17 protein-coding genes are annotated in these 19,575 nt (G+C 71.3%); 16 read left to right on the top strand and 1 reads right to left on the bottom strand.

From position 1 onward, the window contains the following. Nucleotides 1–583 precede the first annotated feature (583 nt). The 13 genes from ACSDR0_RS27070 to ACSDR0_RS27010 all read left to right on the top strand — a co-directional run bounded on the left by ACSDR0_RS27070 (nucleotide 584) and on the right by ACSDR0_RS27010 (nucleotide 14,395). Nucleotides 584–1,030, top strand: coding sequence for a hypothetical protein (locus tag ACSDR0_RS27070; protein ID WP_435291689.1), 447 nt, complete (start codon nucleotides 584–586; stop codon nucleotides 1,028–1,030). Beyond that, on the top strand, nucleotides 1,027–1,845 hold the full coding sequence (locus ACSDR0_RS27065; protein WP_435291688.1) for a TlyA family RNA methyltransferase: 819 nt from the start codon (nucleotides 1,027–1,029) through the stop codon (nucleotides 1,843–1,845). Before ACSDR0_RS27070 ends, ACSDR0_RS27065 begins: the two co-directional genes overlap by 4 nt. Before the next feature lie 405 nt (nucleotides 1,846–2,250). Beyond that, nucleotides 2,251–3,156 (top strand): NAD kinase, encoded by a 906-nt coding sequence (locus ACSDR0_RS27060; RefSeq protein WP_435291687.1) that lies wholly within the window; start codon nucleotides 2,251–2,253, stop codon nucleotides 3,154–3,156. Between the two features lie 90 nt (nucleotides 3,157–3,246). Continuing rightward, the gene (gene recN / locus ACSDR0_RS27055) at nucleotides 3,247–4,959 is read left to right on the top strand and encodes a DNA repair protein RecN (protein WP_435291686.1); all 1,713 of its coding nucleotides are present in this window, start codon (nucleotides 3,247–3,249) and stop codon (nucleotides 4,957–4,959) included. 169 nt (nucleotides 4,960–5,128) lie between these two features. Then, entirely contained in the window at nucleotides 5,129–6,340 is a 1,212-nt protein-coding gene (steA, locus tag ACSDR0_RS27050) for a putative cytokinetic ring protein SteA (RefSeq protein WP_435291685.1), read from the top strand. Next, nucleotides 6,337–7,323 carry a copper transporter gene (locus ACSDR0_RS27045; protein WP_435291684.1) on the top strand — a complete coding sequence of 329 codons (987 nt, stop codon included), beginning with the start codon at nucleotides 6,337–6,339 and terminating at the stop codon, nucleotides 7,321–7,323. Before steA ends, ACSDR0_RS27045 begins: the two co-directional genes overlap by 4 nt. A 4-nt stretch (nucleotides 7,324–7,327) precedes the next feature. After that, complete coding sequence (locus ACSDR0_RS27040; RefSeq protein WP_435291683.1) at nucleotides 7,328–8,206, top strand: hypothetical protein; 879 nt, start codon at nucleotides 7,328–7,330, stop codon at nucleotides 8,204–8,206. Further along, nucleotides 8,203–9,852: a murein biosynthesis integral membrane protein MurJ gene (gene murJ / locus ACSDR0_RS27035; RefSeq protein WP_435291682.1), complete on the top strand. Its 1,650-nt coding sequence runs from the start codon at nucleotides 8,203–8,205 to the stop codon at nucleotides 9,850–9,852. Before ACSDR0_RS27040 ends, murJ begins: the two co-directional genes overlap by 4 nt. After that, nucleotides 9,845–11,005 carry a glycosyltransferase family 4 protein gene (locus ACSDR0_RS27030; protein ID WP_435291681.1) on the top strand — a complete coding sequence of 387 codons (1,161 nt, stop codon included), beginning with the start codon at nucleotides 9,845–9,847 and terminating at the stop codon, nucleotides 11,003–11,005. Before murJ ends, ACSDR0_RS27030 begins: the two co-directional genes overlap by 8 nt. Before the next feature lie 394 nt (nucleotides 11,006–11,399). After that, nucleotides 11,400–12,389 (top strand): TerC family protein, encoded by a 990-nt coding sequence (locus ACSDR0_RS27025; RefSeq protein ID WP_435291680.1) that lies wholly within the window; start codon nucleotides 11,400–11,402, stop codon nucleotides 12,387–12,389. 127 nt (nucleotides 12,390–12,516) lie between these two features. Next, entirely contained in the window at nucleotides 12,517–13,164 is a 648-nt protein-coding gene (locus ACSDR0_RS27020) for a phosphatidylserine decarboxylase (RefSeq protein ID WP_435291679.1), read from the top strand. After that, nucleotides 13,151–13,984: a CDP-diacylglycerol--serine O-phosphatidyltransferase gene (gene pssA, locus ACSDR0_RS27015; protein WP_435291678.1), complete on the top strand. Its 834-nt coding sequence runs from the start codon at nucleotides 13,151–13,153 to the stop codon at nucleotides 13,982–13,984. Before ACSDR0_RS27020 ends, pssA begins: the two co-directional genes overlap by 14 nt. Before the next feature lie 141 nt (nucleotides 13,985–14,125). Next, nucleotides 14,126–14,395, top strand: coding sequence for a hypothetical protein (locus tag ACSDR0_RS27010; RefSeq protein ID WP_435291677.1), 270 nt, complete (start codon nucleotides 14,126–14,128; stop codon nucleotides 14,393–14,395). 79 nt (nucleotides 14,396–14,474) lie between these two features. Here ACSDR0_RS27010 and ACSDR0_RS27005 read toward each other — a convergent pair whose 3' ends face one another. Further along, nucleotides 14,475–15,116, bottom strand: a complete 642-nt coding sequence (locus ACSDR0_RS27005) for an MBL fold metallo-hydrolase (protein ID WP_435291676.1) — start codon at nucleotides 15,114–15,116, stop codon at nucleotides 14,475–14,477. Between the two features lie 279 nt (nucleotides 15,117–15,395). Here ACSDR0_RS27005 and uvrA point away from each other — a divergent pair, with 279 nt between their 5' ends. The 3 genes from uvrA to ACSDR0_RS26990 all read left to right on the top strand — a co-directional run bounded on the left by uvrA (nucleotide 15,396) and on the right by ACSDR0_RS26990 (nucleotide 19,439). Next, entirely contained in the window at nucleotides 15,396–18,236 is a 2,841-nt protein-coding gene (uvrA, locus tag ACSDR0_RS27000) for an excinuclease ABC subunit UvrA (protein WP_435291675.1), read from the top strand. 88 nt (nucleotides 18,237–18,324) lie between these two features. Further along, nucleotides 18,325–18,747, top strand: coding sequence for a Rieske (2Fe-2S) protein (locus ACSDR0_RS26995; RefSeq protein WP_435291674.1), 423 nt, complete (start codon nucleotides 18,325–18,327; stop codon nucleotides 18,745–18,747). A gap of 221 nt (nucleotides 18,748–18,968) precedes the next feature. Continuing rightward, entirely contained in the window at nucleotides 18,969–19,439 is a 471-nt protein-coding gene (locus ACSDR0_RS26990; RefSeq protein WP_435291673.1) for a Rieske (2Fe-2S) protein, read from the top strand. Nucleotides 19,440–19,575 lie beyond the last annotated feature (136 nt).

Raw genomic sequence — 19,575 nt, 5'->3', positions numbered from 1 at the left:
GGCATGCAATCCGGCACGGGGGCGTGCCGGAGAAAGAGGCTTCTGCCATGGTGTTCAAAACATCGCGGGGGTATGTGCCGGCGGTCGCCGACCTTAATGGGATGACAACGAGCGAGGTCCCCGCGATAGTTCACGGTTTACCCATCTTTGGAGAACCCCTTCCATTCTCGCCCGCGCCGGAACGGCCCGCGCCGATCCGGCTTCCCCAGGACCGGCTCTCCCTGATCCGGCCTCCCCGGGACAGGCTCTCCCCCGGAACCGGCCCGCGCCGGACCGGCAGGCGCCGGAAGGGACGGCGGCGGCCGGGTTCGTGGGGTGGCGCGGGGAGGCGACAGAGGGGAAGCCCGCGAGTACGGGCACGGAAAAGACGGGAAGGCCCGCCAAGGCGACGAGGGGCGCGGGTTCCGATACGGTCGGGGAATCCAGGGGCGCGGCGCCGGCGAGCGTCGTGCCCGTGCGGCGGAAGCCGTGTTCGTACGGCGGCAAGGGCCGCGGAGGTGGCCATGACGGGCCATGACAAGGCCATGACGGCCACGACGACCATGACGGCCGAGGTGGCCAGGAGCGGTTCCGGAGGGGGCGCATGACGGACCTGCTGGAGGAGACGGGCGAGACGGGCGACGAGCGGGCGGACACCGCGCTGGGCGGGCTCACCCGTCTCGGCGCCCTGCCCGTCTCCGCGCACGCGGACGTCTTCGAGGGGGTGTTCACCGGACTGGAGCAGGCGCTCGCCGCGGTGAACGGCACCTCGGGGCGGGAAGTCGCCGAGGTCGAGGGCCTCCCTGGGCGGGTGGCCGCCTCGCCGGGCGGCGTTCCGGGACAGGGGCCATCCCCGGCACGCGGTCTCTCAGGGCAGGGGCCGTTCTCCCCGGACGGCGTTCCCGGGCGAGGGCCGGCTCTCCCGAAACAGGGACCGGCCTCCCCGGACGGCGTTCCCCGGCGGGGACCGGGCCTGGCACACGGTCTCCCAGGGCAAGGACAGGGGCAGGAGCAGGCCTCGGCCGACGGCACCTCGGACCGGCGCCCGTGAGCAGGCGAACACGCCTCGACAGCGAGCTCGTCCGCCGGAAGCTGGCGCGGTCACGGGAACAGGCGGCCCAGCTCATCGAGGCCGGCCGGGTCAGCGTCGGCGGCCAGGTGGCCGCCAAACCCGCGACCCAGGTCGACACCGCCTCGGCGATCGTGGTCGTGGAGGCGGCGGAGGGGCCCGACTACGTCTCGCGGGGCGCGCACAAGCTCCTTGGCGCGCTGGAGGCCTTCGGCCCCCTCGGTCTCACCGTCGAGGGACGTCGCTGCCTGGACGCGGGAGCCTCGACCGGAGGCTTCACCGATGTGCTGCTGCGCGCCGGAGCGGCCCACGTCCTGGCCGTCGACGTCGGGTACGGCCAGCTCGCGTGGTCGCTGCGGACCGACGACAGGGTCACGGTCATGGAGCGGGTCAACGTCAGGGACCTGAAACCCGACATGGTCGGTGAGGCTCCCACGCTGATCGTCGGCGACCTCTCCTTCATCTCCCTGCGCCTGGTACTGCCGGCCCTGGCTCTGTGCGCCGCGGAGCGGGCCGATTTCGCGATGCTGGTCAAACCCCAGTTCGAGGTCGGCAGGGAGCGGGTCGGCGCGGGCGGGGTCGTCCGTGACCCGGAGCTTCGCGCCGGGGCCGTGCGGGACGTGGCCGGGGCCGCGCGAACGCTCGGCCTGACCGTGCGAGGGGTCACCGCGAGCCCGCTGCCGGGCCCGTCCGGCAACGTCGAGTACGTCATCTGGCTGGGCAAGGGAGAGGGCGCTCCGCCGGTCCCCGATCTTGACGCGGAGATCGGGCGAGCGGTGGAGGAAGGCCCTCGATAGGGTGCCGGTGGGGTGCCGCCCGGCCATCCGGCCACGGCCCCGGCCACCCGGTGATCCGGGTGCCCCGGCGCCTCGACGACCCCGGCCCGAGCGCCGCCGGTGCCTCGGCGACCCGAGAAAGTGGAGACTTGACATCCTCCCCTCCCCGAACGGAGGGCACTCCCACGGTCATCCGTGAGAGTGCCCGATTCACCACCGGTCGCCCGCCAGGAGAAAACCCTTGAGGTCCTACACCAGCTCCACAGGCGTTTCACCTCTCCGCCGTCCCGTCGGCGAGGACATCGCCGGTCACCCCCGCGGTGGCATGATCATCGCCATCGCCGGGCACGGTACCGAATCGTGCGGCGCCGCGCCGCGTTTCCTCCTCCACCTCGAGGCGAGGGTCTCCACGTTCAAGGAGAGTCGATGACTGCCAAGCGCACCGTGCTGGTCACCGCGCACACCGGGCGGGCGGCGGCCGTCGACAGCGCCCGGATGGTGATCCAGCGGTTCGTGGACGCCGGGTTGACCGTGCGCGTCCTCAGCGCCGAGGCCGACGAGATCGCCTGCGCGGGGGCCGACGTGGTTCCCGCGGGGTCGACGGCGGTCGACGACGTCGAGGTGATGATCGTGCTCGGCGGCGACGGCAGCCTTCTACGGGCGGCCGAGCTGGCCCGACCGGCGGGGGTGCCGCTGCTGGGGGTCAACCTCGGCCACGTGGGCTTCCTGGCGGAGGCCGAGGTGGAGGACCTGGCGGAGGCGGTCGACAGCGTGGTGGACGGCCGCTACGACGTCGAGGAGCGGATGACCATCGAGGTCACCGCTCGCCTCAACGGCAAGCTGCTGGCCGACAGCTGGGCACTGAACGAGGCCACCGTCGAGAAGAGCGAGCGGATGCTCGAGGTGGTCGCCGAGATCGACGGGCGCCCGCTGTCGCGCTGGGGGTGTGACGGAGTGATCTGCGCCACACCGACCGGTTCGACCGCCTACGCCTTCTCCGCCGGGGGCCCGGTCGTGTGGCCGGAGGTGGAGGCGTTGCTGCTGGTCCCCATCAGCGCCCACGCCCTGTTCGCCCGCCCCCTGGTGGTCTCGCCCCGCTCCAAGCTGGCGCTGGAGATCCAGACGGAGACGGCGGGCGCGGTGCTGTGGTGCGACGGCCGCCGCAGGTTCGACCTGCCCGCCGGGGCGAGGGTGGAGCTCAGGCGGGCGGAGCTGCCGGTACGGCTGGCCCGGCTGCACGGCCTGGAGGACACCGGGGCGCCGTTCACCGACAGGCTGGTCGCCAAGTTCGATCTCCCCGTACAGGGGTGGCGTGGCCGTGTGAGGCCCTAGTTCGTCCGGGCGGGCGACGCCTTGAGCGCGTAGGATCGTGCCCGCGCACCGCACTGATGTTCGGTGAATTCGATGTGACGGGAGGGACCAGTGCGACCTAGAGTCGAGGAGGTCCGCATCCAGGGGCTCGGCGTGATCGACGAGGCCGTCCTGGTGCTGGCGCCGGGATTCACCGTGGTCACGGGCGAGACGGGCGCGGGCAAGACCATGGTGGTGACCGGTCTGGGGCTGCTGTTCGGCGGTCGTGCCGACCCCGCGCGTGTCCGTCCCGGCTCCGGCAAGACCACCATCGAGGGCACGCTGATCGTTGACCCGGCGGGGCGGGTCGCCCAGCAGGTGCAGGACGTGGGCGGCGTGGTCGAGGACGGCGAGCTGATCATCTCGAGGACGGTCTCGATCGAGGGGCGCAGCCGTGCCTGGCTGGGCGGGCGCACCGTCCCCGTCGGCACGCTCACCTACCTCGCCGAGGACCTGGTGGCCGTGCACGGCCAGATGGACCAGCAGCGGCTGCTGCAGCCGGGCCGCCAGCGGGCCGCCCTCGACCGCTACGCCGGTGAGGAACTGGTCAAGCCGCTGCGCGCCTACGAGCAGGCCTACAAGCGGCACAGGAAGATCGCGGAGCAGCTGGACGAGCTGACCACCAGGGCCAGGGAGCGCGCCCAGGAGGCCGAGCAGCTCAGGTTCGGGCTCCGCGAGGTCGAGAAGGCCGATCCCAAGCCCGGCGAGGAGATCGAGCTGCACGAGGAGGAGGAGCGGCTCTCCCACGCCGACTCCCTCAGGGGCGCCGCGGAGACGGCGCACCGGGCACTGCTCGGCGACCCGCTGTCGGGCGAGCAGGCCATGCCGGACGCCATCGCGCTGGTGGGCGAGGCCCGCGGGGCCGTCGAGGCGGTGCGCGACTTCGACCCCGCGCTCGCCGGGATCGCCGACCGGCTCGCGGAGGCGGGCTATCTGATCTCCGACGTCGCCACCGAGCTGGCCGCGTACGCGGAGTCGGTCGACGCCGACCCGGGCCGGCTCGCGGTCGTGCAGGAGCGGCGGGCCGTGCTCATCCACGTCATCCGCAGATACGGCCAGGACACCGCGGAGGTGCTCGCCTGGGCCGCGCGGGCCGCCGCCCGGGTGGCGGAGCTCGACGGCGACGACGACCGCATCGGCGAGCTCGCCCGCGAGCAGGAGGAGGTCACCCGGCTCCTCACCGAGCTGGCCGCCGAGCTGACCCGGGTCAGGACGGCGGCCGCGGAGCGGTTCGGGCAGGCCGTGACCGAGGAGCTCACCGCGCTGGCCATGCCGCACGCCAGGGTGGTGGTGGCCGTCGCCGTCGCCCCCGAGTTCGGCCCGCAGGGCGTCGACGAGGTCGAGCTGCGCATGGCGCCGCACCCGGCCTCGCCGCTCCTGCCGCTGAACAAGGGCGCCTCCGGCGGTGAGTTGAGCCGGGTGATGCTCGCCATCGAGGTGGTGTTCGCCGGTGCGGACCCGGTCCCGACGTTCGTCTTCGACGAGGTCGACGCGGGCGTGGGCGGCAAGGCCGCGGTGGAGATCGGCCGCAGGCTGGCGCGGCTGGCCCGCACCTCCCAGGTGATCGTCGTCACCCACCTCCCGCAGGTCGCGGCCTTCGCCGACCAGCATCTCGTCGTGGAGAAGGCCGACGACGGCAGCGTGGTGCGCAGCGGCGTGATCGCCCTCGACAAGGACGGCAGGGCGCGGGAGCTCTCCCGCATGCTCGCCGGGCTCGAGGACTCGGAGTTGGGCCGCGCGCACGCGGAGGAGCTCCTGTCGATCGCCGCCGCCGACAAGGCGTGATCTGAAATGGGCTGAATAAGCCGGATAAAGGAGTGAGGGAGTACGTAGGGGATTGAAGGAGTAATTCTCATGTTCCGGGGGAGCGGGTACCGGGGGTTTCGGGTGACGTATCTGACACGCTGCCAGCTGTTTGGCTCTCGCGGTCGTTCCCTCTGGCAGGATGGGCGTGATGAAGGTGCCGATTAACGGGCTTCAAGACAGGCTCACAAGGTACCTCCGCCGCAGGAAGGTCACAGACCTTCCCGGGGTGACGGCAGTGGCGAGAATCGATCGGCGGACCAAGAGGCTGACCAAGCGCCTCAGGGCCGGGGAAATCGCGATTATCGATCACGTTGACGTTGACCGGGTGAGCGCGGAGGCGCTTGTCGCGTGCGGCGCGGCAGGTGTCGTCAACGTCGCCTCCGGCATCAGCGGCCGCTATCCCAACCTGGGCCCGCAGATCATCGTCGACGCCGGGGTGCCGTTCATCGACAACGCCACCCCCGAGCTGTTCGAGCGGATCAAGGACGGCGACCTGGTCAGGCTGCACGAGGGCGTCGTCCATCTCGACGACGAGGTGGTCGGCAAGGGCGACGTGCAGACCGCGGAGTCCATCCAGGCCGCGATGAGCGAGGCGCGGGCCGGGCTGACGGTGCAGATCGAGGCGTTCGCGGCCAACACCATGGAGTACGTCCGCCGCGAGCGCGACCTCCTCATCGACGGGATCGGCGTCCCCGACGTCCGGACCGTCATGGAGGGCAGGCACGTCCTCATCGTGGTGCGCGGTTACCACTACAAGGAGGACATCGCCGCCCTCCGCCCCTACATCCGCGAATACCGCCCGATCATGATCGGGGTGGACGGCGGCGCCGACGCGCTGCTGGAGGCCGGGTACATGCCCGACATCATCGTCGGAGACTTCGACTCGGTCTCCACCAAGGCGCTCACCACCGGCGCCGAGCTGGTCGTGCACGCCTACCGCGACGGCAGGGCGCCGGGGCTGGAGCGGGTCCAGCAGCTGGGCCGCACCGCGGTGCTCTTCCCGGCGATCGGCACCAGCGAGGACATCGCCATGCTGCTCGCCGACGACAAGGGCGCCGATCTGATCGTCGCCGTCGGCACCCACGCGACCCTGGTGGAGTTCCTCGACAAGGGCCGCTCCGGCATGGCCAGCACCTTCCTCACCCGCCTGCGGGTGGGCAGCAAGCTCGTCGACGCGAAAGGCGTCAGCCGGCTCTACCGCAGCCGGATCTCCACACCGTCCCTGCTCCTGCTCGTCGCCACCACGCTGATCACCATGGGAGTGGCGATCGTCGTCTCCCCGGTGGGCAAGATCTGGCTGGACAGCGTCCGCGACGTCTGGAGCGGCTTCATCTTCTGGCTGGTCGGACTCTTCTCGTGATCGATTTCCGCTATCACCTCGTCTCCATCGTCGCGATCTTCCTCGCGCTGTCGGTCGGCATCGTGCTCGGCACCACCCTGCTCGAAGACCCCGTCATCAAGGCGAGCGAGTCGCTGGCCAACCAGCTCCGCGAGGGCAACAACGAGCTCCGCGACCAGGTGGAGGCCCTGCAGAAGCGCGAGGCCGTCAACGACGCCTTCGTGGCCGCCGACACCCCCCGGCTGGTCCAGGACGCGCTCGTCGGCAAGAGCATCGTGATCGTCGAGGCCCCGGGCAGCACGACGAGCGTGCGCGAGGCCGCGCAGCAGGTGATCGAGGAGGCCGGGGGGAGCGTGACCGGCCGCGTCACCCTCACCGAGCGGTTCACCGATCCCGCCCAGGCGGGCTTCGTCGACAAGCTGGCCGTCGGGGCCAAGGCCGCCGAGACCGTCTTCTCCGTCGAGGACACGGCGTACGACAAGGCGGCCGAGGTGCTCGCCGGCGCGATCCTGACCAGTGATTCCAGCCAGGTGGGCAAGGAGCACCCGGCCGGGGCCGGCATCCTCGACGCCTTCCAGCGCGGTGGCCTGATCACCGTCACCGACGAGCCCGCCAAGCGCGCGGAGGTGGCCCTGGTGCTCGCCCCGGCGGAGGCGTACGCCGGGGAGACCGCGGGCGAGCAGGCGGGCGCGCTCGTGACGCTGGCGCTCGGCCTCGACGACGCGGGCCAGGGCACCGTGCTGGCCGGTACGCAGACCTCCGCCGCGCCCGGCGGGGTCATCGCCGCGCTCCGCGAGGACGCGGCCTTCACGGAGAAGGTCTCCAGCGTCGACACCGCCGATATGCCCTCGGGACGGGTCGTGGTGGTCTACGCTCTCCGAGAGCAACTCACCGGGCTGGCCGGCCAGTACGGCATCGGCCCCGGCGTCTCCGGCATCGAGCCCAGCGCGACGCCGACCCCCACGGCCGCCACCACGGCCGCCACGGCCACCACCGGAGGATGACCCGATGGCTCGTCGCGCTTCTCCCCGCGCCCTCGCGGGTGCCCTCGCCGGCGCGTTCCTCGGCGCGGTCGCCGCGCGTGCCGCGTACGCCGCCTTCACCCGCAGGCCCCCGGTCGGCGACGCGGAGACCTGGGCCCGCACGAACCACCGGGGTGAGCCGATCACCCTGCTCGAGGGCCCGGCGTTCGTCGCCGGTGCCGGTGCCGCCGCGGCCGTGATCCCCGGCCTGCCCGGCGGGGTCCGCGTGGCGGCGCTGCTGGCGGTGGCGGGCGGCGGTGGCCTCGGCGCCTACGACGACCTGTACGGCGCGGCCTCGTCCAAGGGGTTCAAGGGGCATCTGAGCGCCCTGGCCAAGGGTGAGGTCACCAGCGGGGCCGTGAAGATCCTCGGCATCGGCGCGACCGGCCTGGCCGCCGCCGCCGTCACCTCCCGCGACCCCCTCGACATCGCCGTCAACGGCGTGCTGATCGCCGGGAGCGCCAACCTGGCCAACCTCTTCGACCTGCGGCCCGGCCGCGCCGTCAAGGTCGGGCTGCTCGCCGGCGCGCCACTGCTCGCCGCGGGCCTGCTCAAGGACGACCCGGTCCCGGCCACCCTGGTCGCGCTCCCCATGGGGGCCGCCGCCGCGCTGCTGCCCGAGGACCTCGGCGAGCGGGCGATGCTCGGCGACGCGGGGGCCAACGCGCTGGGCGCGCTCCTCGGCCTGGCCGCCGCCGTCACCCTGGGGCGTCCCGGACGCCTGGCCGTGCTCGGCACCGTGGTCGCGCTGACCGCGGCCTCCGAGAAGATCAGCTTCACCAAGGTGATCGCGGGCAACCCTCTCCTGCACCGCGTCGACATGCTGGGCCGTCGTCCTGTGGAGCAGGCACCTACCCCCCGATGAGCACGAGGATCGCGCGGGGGGTCGCGGGAGCGGCGCTCCTCATCGGAGTCGTGACCGTCCTGGCCCGGCTCGTCGGGTTCGGCCGCTATCTCGTCCAGTCGCAGAGTGTCGGCAACAGCTGTCTGGGCACCGCCTACAACACCGCCAACTACGTGCCCAACATCGTCTTCGAGCTGGTGGCGGGCGGAGTGCTGGCCGGGATGGTGGTGCCGGTGCTGGCCTCGGCGGCCTCCAGGGCCGACGACGACCCCGAGGCCAGGGCGGAGGTGGGCAGGACCACCTCGGCGCTGCTCACCTGGGCGATGCTCGTCCTGGTGCCGCTGACGCTGCTCATCGTCGCGTTCGCCGGGCCGATCGTCGCGCTGCTCGTGGGCGATCCCGCCCCGTGCGACCTGGCGGGCGTCGTCGAGGCCGGTACCGGCTTGCTCGTCGTCTTCGCCCCTCGGATGATCTTCTTCGGCCTGGCCGTGGTGCTGTACGGGGTGCTGCAGGCCCACCGGCGGTTCATGGGCCCCGCCCTGGCGCCGCTGGTCTCCAGCCTGCTCATCGTCGCCTCCAACCTGCTGTTCGAGGCGGTCAACGAGGAGGCCGCCAGGGACCTGTCGGAGCTCAGCGGCGCCGGGCAGCTGTCGCTCTCCCTCGGCGCGACCGTCGCCGCCGCCGCGATGGTGCTCACCGTCGTCGTCCCGGTGGCCAGGCTCGGGCTCAGGCTGCGGCCCTCGCTGACGTTCCCGCCGGGCGTCGCGGCCAGGGCGCGGAGTCTCGCCACCGCGGGTCTCGCAGTGCTGGTCGCGCAGCAGGTCGCGCTGGTCGTCGTCATCCGCCTGGCCAACGGCCTGGGCGGCGAGGGCGCGATCGCCGCCTACACCTACGCCTGGGCGCTGTACCAGTTGCCGTACGCGGTGCTCGTGATGCCGATCGCCACCAGCTCGTTCCCGGTGCTGTCCACCCGGGCGGCCGAGGGGGACACACCGGGTTTCGACGCCCTGACCTCCTCCACGACCCGGGCCGTGCTCCTGGTGACGGGGCTCGCGGCCGGGGTGATGGCGGCGGTCGCCGTACCGGTGTCGAGGGTGTTCCTGCAGGGGACGGCGGGGGGCGAGCCCGCCGTGATGGCCATGGGGGTCGCGCTGTTCGCGCCGGGCCTGGTCGGGTACGCGCTCATGCTGCACCTCGCCCGCATTTTGTACGCCTGCGAGCGGGGCCGGTCGGCGGCCGTCGCCTCGGTGACCGGATGGGCCGTCGCGCTGGTGGCCCAGGTCGTGCTCGCCCACACCGCGGGGGATCAGGCCGACGTGGTCGGGCGGCTGGCGCTGGGCAGCACCGTCGGCATGACCGTCGGCGGGCTGCTTCTGACCGTCGCGGTGCTGCGTGCCAGGGGGGCGGCCGCGCTGGCGGGGACACCGCGCACCCTCCTGGCGGCCCTGGCCGGCGGCGCCGCGGCCTGGGCGGCGGGACTGGCCCTGGTCGGCGCCTTCGGCACGGTGTCCGTGCCGGCGTCCGTGGGGGTGGGGCTGGCCGCCGCGGTGGCCGGTGTGGCCGCGTTCGCGCTCGTGGCGCTGATCATCGACAGACAGGACGTCCGGGCGCTGCCGGCAAGGCTCCGTCGCGGGCCCGTGGGGGAGGGGAGCCGTTCCGATGGCTGATCAGGGGACGCGTGTGGCCTTGGTGCTGGGGACGAGTGCGGGAGGGGTCGGCAGGCACGTGGCCATGCTGGCCGGGGGGCTGGTGCGCGGCGGTCACCGGGTGGTCGTGGCGGGTCCGCCGAGCACGGAGCGAGCCTTCGGCTTCGCCGCCCTCGGCGCGCGCTTCGTGCCCGTGCCGATCTCCGACAGGCCTCGCCCGCTCGACGACCTGCGGGCGGTCCTGGCGCTTCGGGCGCTGCGCGGGGCGCACGCCGTGCACGCCCACGGGCTGCGGGCCGGGGCCCTGGCGGCGATCGCGCTGGCCGGGACCGGGACCGGCCTGGTGGTGACCCTGCACAACGCCGCCACCGCGGGCGGCGCCATCGGCGCTGTCTACGGCCTCCTGGAACGGATCGTGGCCCGCGGCGCCGACCGGGTCCTGGTCGTCTCCCCCGACCTGGGGGAGCGGATGGCCCGCCTGGGGGCCGGGCGCGTCGAGGCGGCCGTCGTTCCCGCGCCCCCGCTGCCGCCTTCGGGGCGCGATCCCGAGGACGTGAGGCGAGAGCTCGGCACGGGTGATCGGGTGATCTTCCTGACGGTCGCGAGGCTCGCCCAGCAGAAGGGGCTGGAGACCCTGCTCGACGTCGCGAAGGCCCTGCGGGGGCCTGGCGGGGACGCGGGGCCCGTACCGGGTCCGGCCCCCACCGGGCCCGTGCGCGGCGGGGTCACGGGGGAGCCGGTGCCCGAGGCGGTGTTCCTGGTGGCGGGGGAGGGGCCGCTGCGCGGGGAGTTGCAGGGGCGGATCGACCGGGAGAACCTGCCGGTGCGGCTGCTCGGCAACCGTGCCGACGTGGGGGATCTGCTCGGGGTGGCCAGGGCGCTGGTGGTGCCGAGCCGCTGGGAGGGGCAGCCGCTCACCGTGCAGGAGGCCCTCCGGGCGGGCACGGCGGTCGTCGCCACCGCCGTGGGGGGCATTCCGGCGATGGTGGGCGAGGCCGGGCTGCTGGTGCCGTACGGGGACATCGCCGCGATGCGCGACGCGGTCGCGAGGGTGCTCGCCGACGACGGGCTCGCTGAGGAGCTGGCCGGGGCCGCCGCCCGGCGGGGTCGTGAGCTGCCGGGCGAGCCGGAGGCGCTCGAGGCGGTGCTCACGGTCTACTCGGGGCTCTCCTGAGAGCGTGGGCGATACCCGCGCTTTCCCCCGGAGGCGAAGGGATTGGGGCATATGCCGGGTTCCTCCTGGGGGCCGGTGAAGGGGTGCCTGTGGGCTTCCGGAGAGCCCGGAGAGCGCGAAAGGGCCGCCGGCGGGCGGTTCCGGAGCCGGGAGGAACAAGCGGAGGCGTCGCGATGTTGGATTAGGCGCCACCATGCCGGACGCCTATACTGGCGTGGTTAGGGGGGGAGTATCCCTTCGCGGCAGTCTCGTCATCACGGTGTTGCCTCGCTCCACGAGGCCCCCGGGGCTGTCGGTCCGCTCATCGTCGACCCGCTTCACGTCGACCTTGTCTCACGCGGGCGGGAGAGACCTCCGGCAGTCTGTCGTGCGCGCCGCCGGAGGTTTATCAGTTGTGAATGTTCCTGTCTGGGCATGGTTCGCCGTCATCGGCGGACTCCTCGTCATCCTCGCTTTCGACCTGTGGATAGTCGACCGAGGCGAGCCCCGGGAGTTCTCCCTCAAGCAGGCCGGCTTCTGGGTCGGCTTCTACGTCACGCTGGCGGTGCTCTTCGGCATCGGCCTGTGGATCTTCGCGGGCCCCACCCCCGCGGGCCAGTTCATCGCCGGTTATCTCACCGAGTACAGCCTGAGCATCGACAACCTCTTCGTCTTCTACATCATCATGACCCGCTTCGCGGTGCCGAAGATGTACCAGCACAAGGTGCTCCTGATCGGCATCCTGATGGCGCTGGTCATGCGCGGCATCTTCATCGCGATCGGCGCCGCGGCCCTGGCCAACTTCGGCTGGCTGTTCTACGTCTTCGGCCTGTTCCTGATCTACACGGCCGTCCAGCTCGTCCGCCAGTTCGGCCAGGAGGAGCACCTCCAGGAGAACGCGGTGCTGCGCTGGGCCCGGCGGGTGCTGCCGCACACCGACGACTACGTGGGCTCCAAGATCATCGTAAAGGTCAACGGCAGGCGCCTGGTCACCCCGCTGCTGATCGTCATGATCGCCATCGGCACCACCGATCTGCTGTTCGCGCTCGACTCGATTCCGGCGATCTTCGGCCTGACCACCGACGCCTTCATCGTCTTCACCGCGAACGCGTTCGCCCTGATGGGTCTGCGCCAGCTTTACTTCCTGCTGGGAGGCCTGCTCCAGAAGCTGGTCTACCTCAGCTTCGGTCTTGCGTTCATCCTCGGTTTCATCGGGGTTAAGCTGATCCTTGAGGCTCTGCACTCCAGCGGCGTCTCCTGGGCTCCCGAGGTGCCCATCTGGGTGTCGTTGTCGGTCATCGTCGTCACGATGATCGTCACCACCGTGCTCAGCCTGATCAAGGCTCGGCGTGACATCCGCGAGGGCAAGGAAAACACCACCCCGGCGAGTGTCGAGCAGGGCTAGCGAATCGGCGTGTGAGGCGCTTTGCTTGTCTCATTGCGCCTTATAAGGGCTAAGAGATGGGTAACATCCTGCCCCAGAGCGGGTAGACATACCGGTCTAATGCCGCAAGACATCACAAAGGTTCCCTGTGTCCCACGATTCAGCAAGCCACATGCCAGGTCCGCTGGGCCTGGCACGTGGCGTCTCCCCGTGGTTGCTTCCGACCGTGGCCGCCGCCGCCGTGACCTCCCTGCTCACCCGTCGTGACCGGCGCTGGGCGCTGGCGGCGGTTCCGCTGACCGCGCTCACCGGTGGGATGCTCTGGTTCTTCCGCGACCCGGATCGCACTCCGGGCACCGGGCGGATCCTGTCGCCCGCGGACGGCGTGGTGCAGAGCATCGACCCGTGGCCGGACGGCCGCACCCGGGTCGCGATCTTCATGAGCCCGCTCGACGTGCACGTCAACCGGGCGCCGCTGGACGGCACCGTCACCTCGATGGAGCACGTGTCCGGGGGCTACCTGCCCGCGTTCAACAAGGACAGCGACACCAACGAGCGGGTCGTCTGGCACCTGGACACCGCGCTCGGCGACGTCGAGCTGGTCCAGATCGCCGGCGCGGTCGCGCGCCGCATCGTGCCCTACGTGGCCGAGGGGGCGAAGGTGGCCAGAGCCGAGCGGATCGGCCTGATCAGGCTCGGCTCGCGGGTCGACGTCTACCTTCCCGAGGGAATCGCCCCGGCCGTCTCCGTGGGCGAGAAGACGGTCGCGGGGGTGACGAGTCTTGACCACGGCTGACGCGAGCTGGCCGATGGACGAGGAGGACGACGAGCCGCGAGGACCCGTGGGCAAGGCGTTCCGCCTGTCGGCCGCGGACTCCCTCTCCCTCGGCAACGCCCTTTGCGGCTTCCTCGCGGTGTGCGTGCTCGCCTGGTCGGCCATCAGCGCGCTGCAGCAGGACAAGCCCTTCGCGGCCGACCCCCGGTTCTTCGGCACCGCGGTGGTGCTCCTGCTGATCGGCGCCACCTGCGACCTGTTCGACGGACTGGTGGCCAGGAAGTTCCGCGCCTCGGCCATGGGTGCCGAGCTGGACAACCTCGCCGACGTGATCAGCTTCGGTTTCGCTCCCGCCTTCATGGTGGTCATATGGGCGGGCTTCAACCAGCAGATTCCTTTTCTGCTGGTGATGGCCGCGGCGTCGTCGGTGCTGCTGGCCGGCGTCATCCGGCTCGCGCGCTTCGCCTGCGTGAAGACCAAGAGCGGCGACTTCATGGGGCTGCCCATCCCGATGGGCGCGATGACGGTGGTCTCGGTCGTGCTGCTGTTCCCGCCGTCGATCTGGACGATTCTGCCCGTCTTCGGGGTGGCGTACCTCATGGTGAGCCGGATCGAGTACCCCAAGCCCAAGGGCAACCTGGCCGCCGCCGTGCTCGCCTGGATGATGATCAACGTTGCCTGCCTGACCATCTGGGTCGCGGGCCTGGCCGGCGGCGACACGCTGATCAAGGTCGGGGCCGTCATGCAGATGACGATCGTCGCGACCATCCCGCTGCGGGTCCTGATGTTCAAGCGGGAGAAGCGCAAGGAGCAGCGCAAGGCGTCCGCGGGGGTCGGCTGACCGCCCGGAGCGCGCTCACGCCGGTCTCCCGGCGGAGCGGGGGCGGTGGATGGTCGCGAACGCACCATGCCGGGATTCGTTCTCGTCGTGGAATGTCCCCATCCGCTTCCCCTGCCCGGCGCGGCTGCGTTCAATTGCCTCATGGCAGCTGAGCCGCATGAGCACACGCGCACCTACTTCCTCGGCATGCTCGCCCGCGAGCTGGAGCTGAGGGGCATGAGCGTGACGCTCAAGCGGAGCCCGCCGTCGCTGCGGGTCACCGATCCCGAGGCGGCGATGTTCAGCGAGACCCTCGACTGCGTCTCGCTGCCCGACGGCTGGTTCTACCGCTGGTCCTGGGGCGATCTGGTCGAGCGGGTGGAGGATCCGTCCAAGGCCGCGGATCGGATCCTCCGGGTCTTCGGCGGCTGAGGCCCGCCTTCTCGTCGCGAGCGGTCACCGGCCGTGTCCGGGCGGCGAGGGGCCGGCCCCTCGCCGCCCGGCGGGGGTGTCACCAGCCGCGCTCGCGCCACTCGGGCAGCGAGGGGCGCTCGGCACCGAGCGTGGTGTCCTTGCCGTGGCCCGGATAGACCCAGGTGTCGTCCGGCAGCCGGTCGAAGATCCGCTCCGACACGTCGGCGAAGAGCTGGGCGAACCGCTCGGGATCCTTGTTGGTGTTGCCGACGCCGCCGGGGAAGAGCGAGTCGCCGGTGAACAGGTGGCCCGGGTGGTACAGGGCGATCGAGCCGGGGGTGTGCCCGCGCAGATGGATCACCTCCAGGCTGACCACGCCGACGGTGACGTCGTCGCCGTCCTCCACCTCCAGGTCCACCGGCACCGGCAGCGCCCCCGCGTCGAGCGGGTGGGCGATCACCGAGGCGCCGGTCGCTCTGGCGACCTCCTCAAGGGCCTGCCAGTGGTCGCCGTGCTGGTGAGTGGTGATGATCTTGCTGATCGGCCGGTCGCCGATGAGCTCCAGCAGCCGGTCGGGCTCGGCGGCCGCGTCGATGAGCGCGCCGTCACCGGTCTGGGTGCAGCGGACCAGGTAGGCGTTGTTGTCGAACGGGCCGACGGCCAGTTTGGCGATCGTCAGGGCGGGCAGCTCGCGCAGGTCGGCGGGGCCGCCGACCTGCACATCACCGGTGTACGTCACGGATTCTCCTCGGACGGGGTCGCGGGAAGGCGGGGCGACGCGCGCCTCGCCCTCGTCACCATCATCATTCCGCCCGGCGGGCAGAGCGGGGGCATGCGGGGGCATAAGGGGGGTGTTCACATCGTTGAAACCGTGGGCGACCTGCCATATCCAGGGGGAGACCGTAGTCTGGAGAGGGCGGGAAAACGACCTCGGACGCTGTTCCGGAAAATTGTCGGCCCCTCTCGCTAGTCTTCCCGCGACTGCTTCCAACCCTCTACCAACGACGTCGGGACTGCTGTGGCTGACCGCCTCATCGTGCGTGGTGCACGTGAACACAACCTCAAGGACGTCTCGCTGGATCTTCCGCGAGACTCTCTGATCGTCTTCACCGGACTGTCCGGCTCGGGCAAGTCCAGCCTGGCCTTCGACACGATCTTCGCCGAAGGTCAGCGCCGGTATGTCGAATCGCTGTCGGCGTACGCGCGGCAGTTCCTCGGGCAGATGGACAAGCCCGACGTCGACTTCATCGAGGGGCTCTCGCCCGCGGTGTCGATCGACCAGAAGTCGACGAGCCGCAACCCCCGCTCCACCGTCGGCACGATCACCGAGGTGTACGACTACCTGCGCCTGCTCTGGGCGCGCATCGGCAAGCCGCACTGCCCGCAGTGCGGGCGGGCGATCGCCAGGCAGAGCCCCGAGCAGATCGTCGACCGGGTCATGGAGCTGGAGGAGGGCACCCGCTTCCAGGTGCTCGCCCCGGTGGTCCGCGGCCGCAAGGGCGAGTACGCCGAGCTGTTCAGCCAGCTCCAGGCCAAGGGCTTCGCCCGTGCCCGCGTCGACGGCACCGTGGTCCGGCTGGACGAGCCGCCGACGCTGAAGAAGCAGGAAAAGCACGACATCGAGGTGATCGTCGACCGCCTGGCCGTGAAGGAGGGCGCGAGCAGCCGCCTGACCGGCTCGGTGGAGACCGCCCTGAGCCTGTCGGGCGGGACGATCACCCTGGAGTTCGTCGACCTGCCCGAGGACGACCCGAACCGCGAGCGCTTCTACTCGGAGCACCTCTACTGCCCCTACGACGACCTGTCGTTCGAGGAGCTGGAGCCCCGCTCGTTCTCGTTCAACTCGCCCTTCGGCGCCTGTCCCGAGTGCACGGGCCTGGGCGTCCGGATGGAGGTCGACCCCGACCTGATCGTGCCCGACCCGGAGAGGCCGCTGGGCGAGGGCGCGCTCTCGCCGTGGGCCGGCGGCCACACCAGCGACTACTTCGTCCGCCTGGTCGAGGCGCTCGGCCTGACCATGGGGTTCGGTCTCGACACTCCGTGGGAGCGGCTCCCCAAGAAGGCGCAGAAGGCCCTGCTGTACGGCCACGACGAGCAGGTCCACGTCCGGTACAGCAACCGCTACGGCCGTCAGCGCTCCTACTACACCGCCTTCGAGGGGGTCATCCCCTGGGTGCAGCGCCGCCACGGCGAGTCCGACAGCGACGGCATGCGCGAGAAGTACGAAGGCTACATGCGGGAGATCCCGTGCCCGGCCTGCCGGGGGGCCAGGCTCAAGCCGGTCTCGCTGGCCGTCACGGTCGACGACCGCTCGATCGCCGACGTCTCGTCGATGTCGATCGGCGACTGCGCGACGTTCCTGGCGGGGCTGAAGCTGTCCGACCGCGACATGCACATCGCCGAGCGGGTGGTCAAGGAGATCAACGCCCGGATGGGCTTCCTGCTCGACGTGGGTCTCGACTACCTGACCATGGACCGGGCCTCCGGCACCCTCGCCGGTGGTGAGGCGCAGCGCATCCGGCTCGCCACCCAGATCGGTTCCGGCCTGGTCGGGGTGCTGTACGTGCTGGACGAGCCCTCCATCGGCCTGCACCAGCGCGACAACCAGCGGTTGCTGGAGACCCTGATCAGGCTGCGCGACATGGGCAACACGCTCATCGTGGTCGAGCACGACGAGGACACCATCGCCGCCGCCGACTGGGTGGTCGACATCGGCCCCGGGGCGGGCGAGCACGGCGGCCAGGTCGTCGTCTCCGGCACCGTGGCCGACCTGCTGGCCTCGGAAGACTCGATGACCGGCGCCTACCTGTCCGGCCGCAAGTCGATCGCGATCCCCGCCACCCGCCGCAAGCGCGACAAGAAGCGGCAGATCACCGTGAAGGGCGCCCGCGAGCACAACCTCAAGGGCGTCGACGTGGAGTTCCCCCTGGGGCTGCTGACCGCGGTCACCGGGGTCTCGGGGTCCGGCAAGTCCACCCTGGTCAACGACATCCTCTACAACGCGCTGGCCAAGGAGCTGAACGGCGCGCGCACCGTCCCCGGCCGCCACGCGCGGGTCAACGGGATGGACCTGGTCGACAAGGTCGTGCACGTCGACCAGTCGGCGATCGGTCGCACGCCCCGGTCCAACCCGGCGACCTACACCGGCGTCTTCGACAAGGTCCGCGACCTGTTCGCGCAGACCACCGAGGCGAAGGTCCGCGGTTACCAGAAGGGCCGGTTCAGCTTCAACGTCAAGGGCGGCCGGTGCGAGGCCTGCTCGGGAGACGGCACCCTCAAGATCGAGATGAACTTCCTGCCGGACGTCTACGTGCCCTGCGAGGTCTGTCACGGGGCGCGCTACAACCGGGAGACCCTGGAGGTCCACTACAAGGGCAAGACGATCTCCGAGGTGCTCGACATGCCGATCGAGGAGGCCCTGGGCTTCTTCGACTCCATCCCGGCCATCAAGCGCTACCTGAAGACGCTCAACGACGTCGGCCTGGGGTACGTCAGGCTCGGCCAGCCCGCCACGACCCTGTCCGGCGGCGAGGCCCAGCGCGTCAAGCTCGCCTCCGAGCTGCAGCGCCGCTCCACCGGCCGGACGATCTACGTGCTCGACGAGCCCACCACCGGCCTGCACTTCGAGGACATCCGCAGGTTGCTCGGCGTGCTGGGCAAGCTCGTCGACGGGGGCAACACGGTCATCGTCATCGAGCACAACCTCGACGTGATCAAGACCGCCGACTGGCTGATCGACATGGGCCCCGAGGGCGGCTCCCGGGGCGGCAGCGTGCTCGCCGTCGGGACGCCCGAGGAGGTCGCCCTGGTCGACGAGAGCCACACCGGCCGCTTCCTTCGCAAGATCCTCGGCAGCTGAAGGCCGGATTCGGGACCGGGCTCCCGCGTCAATACCCTTGACGCGGGAGCCCTGTTCCGACGGGGACGACGTTGCGAGAAGGGCCGTGATGAGCACGCAGGAGACTTCCGCCATGCCCGCGCGCAGGCGCGTGATCGCCGCCGCGGGTGCCGTGGCGTGCGGGGCGGCGCTGGCGGGGTGCGGCGGGGAGTCCGCCGCCGCCATCGTGCCGCCGGGGATCAAGGGGAAGGTCATCGCGCGGACCGCCGACATCCCGGTGGGCGGCGGAAAAGTGATCACCAAGTGGAAGATCGTGATCACCCAGCCGACTTCGGGGGTGTTCAGGGCGTTCACGGCGAGCTGCCCGCACCGGGGGTGCGCGGTCGGGAGGGTCGGGGACGGCGTCATCCGCTGCCCCTGCCACGGCAGCGAGTTCGCCGCCGACTCGGGAAAGTGCCTCAAGGGCCCGGCGGAGGCGCCGCTGGTCCAGTACGCGCTGAAGGTCGAGGGCGACGGGATCATCATGGTCTGACGGTCGGCGCCGCCCTCTCCCCGGGGGAGGGCGCGGATCCGCCGGTTCCGGTGTGCCGGGCAGGAAGCCCGCGGCCGGGGGGGCCGGCAGGCACTCTCCGAATGGTCCGGAAAGAGGGCCTGAGGCGGTAATTCTTCACATTCTCCTGACGCGATGTACGGCATGCTGAACCGTCATCGGGGTGCCAGCCGTACCTGAAGATAATGATCTGGAGGATATACATGACTGAGACGACGCGTCGTACGGTGATATTGAGTGCCGGTGGGGCCGGGATGGCCGCGGTGCTGACCGCGTGCGCGGGCTACGGAGAGCCGGCGGCGGAGGGCGGGGACACCTCCTCGACCGCCTCCTCGCAGGCGCCGGAGGCGGCCGAGACGAGCGCGGGCGCCGACGGCGGCGGCTCCGCGAACGCCCTGGCCAAGACCGCGGACATCCCCGAGGGAGGCGGCAAGGTCTTCAAGGACGAGAAGATCGTGATCACCCAGCCGGCCGCGGGCGAGTTCAAGGCCTTCAGCTCCGTCTGCACCCACCAGGGGTGTGACGTCGACAAGATCGCGGACGGCACCATCGACTGCCCGTGCCACGGCAGCAAGTTCAAGATCACTGATGGCTCCGTGGCGAACGGCCCGGCCACCAAGCCGCTGGAGGAGAAGGCGATCAAGGTGGACGGCGACTCCATCGTCCTGGCCTGAACCCGGCCGCGAACCCCCGCCGGAGGAACGTTCCGGCGGGGGGCCGTGCGCCGCGTGGCGGCCCTCGTGCGGTGCCGGGCCACCGATGGAGCGGCGTCGCCGTCGTGTGAGGCCGTGTCCAGAGGTGTCCAGGGGT

Source organism: Streptosporangium sp. G11 (assembly GCF_051192615.1).
Classification (GTDB): Bacteria; Actinomycetota; Actinomycetes; order Streptosporangiales; family Streptosporangiaceae; genus Streptosporangium.
This window is presented reverse-complemented; position numbering and strand designations above follow the sequence as displayed.

What these genes read in the sequence shown, in the direction of transcription:
- ACSDR0_RS27070 (WP_435291689.1), top strand. Translation starts at nt 584, where the DNA reads ATGACGGACCTGCTGGAGGAGACGGGCGAGACGGGCGACGAGCGGGCG.
- ACSDR0_RS27060 (WP_435291687.1), top strand. Translation starts at nt 2,251, where the DNA reads ATGACTGCCAAGCGCACCGTGCTGGTCACCGCGCACACCGGGCGGGCG.
- steA (WP_435291685.1), top strand. Translation starts at nt 5,129, where the DNA reads ATGAAGGTGCCGATTAACGGGCTTCAAGACAGGCTCACAAGGTACCTC.
- ACSDR0_RS27040 (WP_435291683.1), top strand. Translation starts at nt 7,328, where the DNA reads ATGGCTCGTCGCGCTTCTCCCCGCGCCCTCGCGGGTGCCCTCGCCGGC.
- murJ (WP_435291682.1), top strand. Translation starts at nt 8,203, where the DNA reads ATGAGCACGAGGATCGCGCGGGGGGTCGCGGGAGCGGCGCTCCTCATC.
- ACSDR0_RS27030 (WP_435291681.1), top strand. Translation starts at nt 9,845, where the DNA reads ATGGCTGATCAGGGGACGCGTGTGGCCTTGGTGCTGGGGACGAGTGCG.
- ACSDR0_RS27010 (WP_435291677.1), top strand. Translation starts at nt 14,126, where the DNA reads ATGGCAGCTGAGCCGCATGAGCACACGCGCACCTACTTCCTCGGCATG.
- ACSDR0_RS26995 (WP_435291674.1), top strand. Translation starts at nt 18,325, where the DNA reads ATGAGCACGCAGGAGACTTCCGCCATGCCCGCGCGCAGGCGCGTGATC.
- ACSDR0_RS26990 (WP_435291673.1), top strand. Translation starts at nt 18,969, where the DNA reads ATGACTGAGACGACGCGTCGTACGGTGATATTGAGTGCCGGTGGGGCC.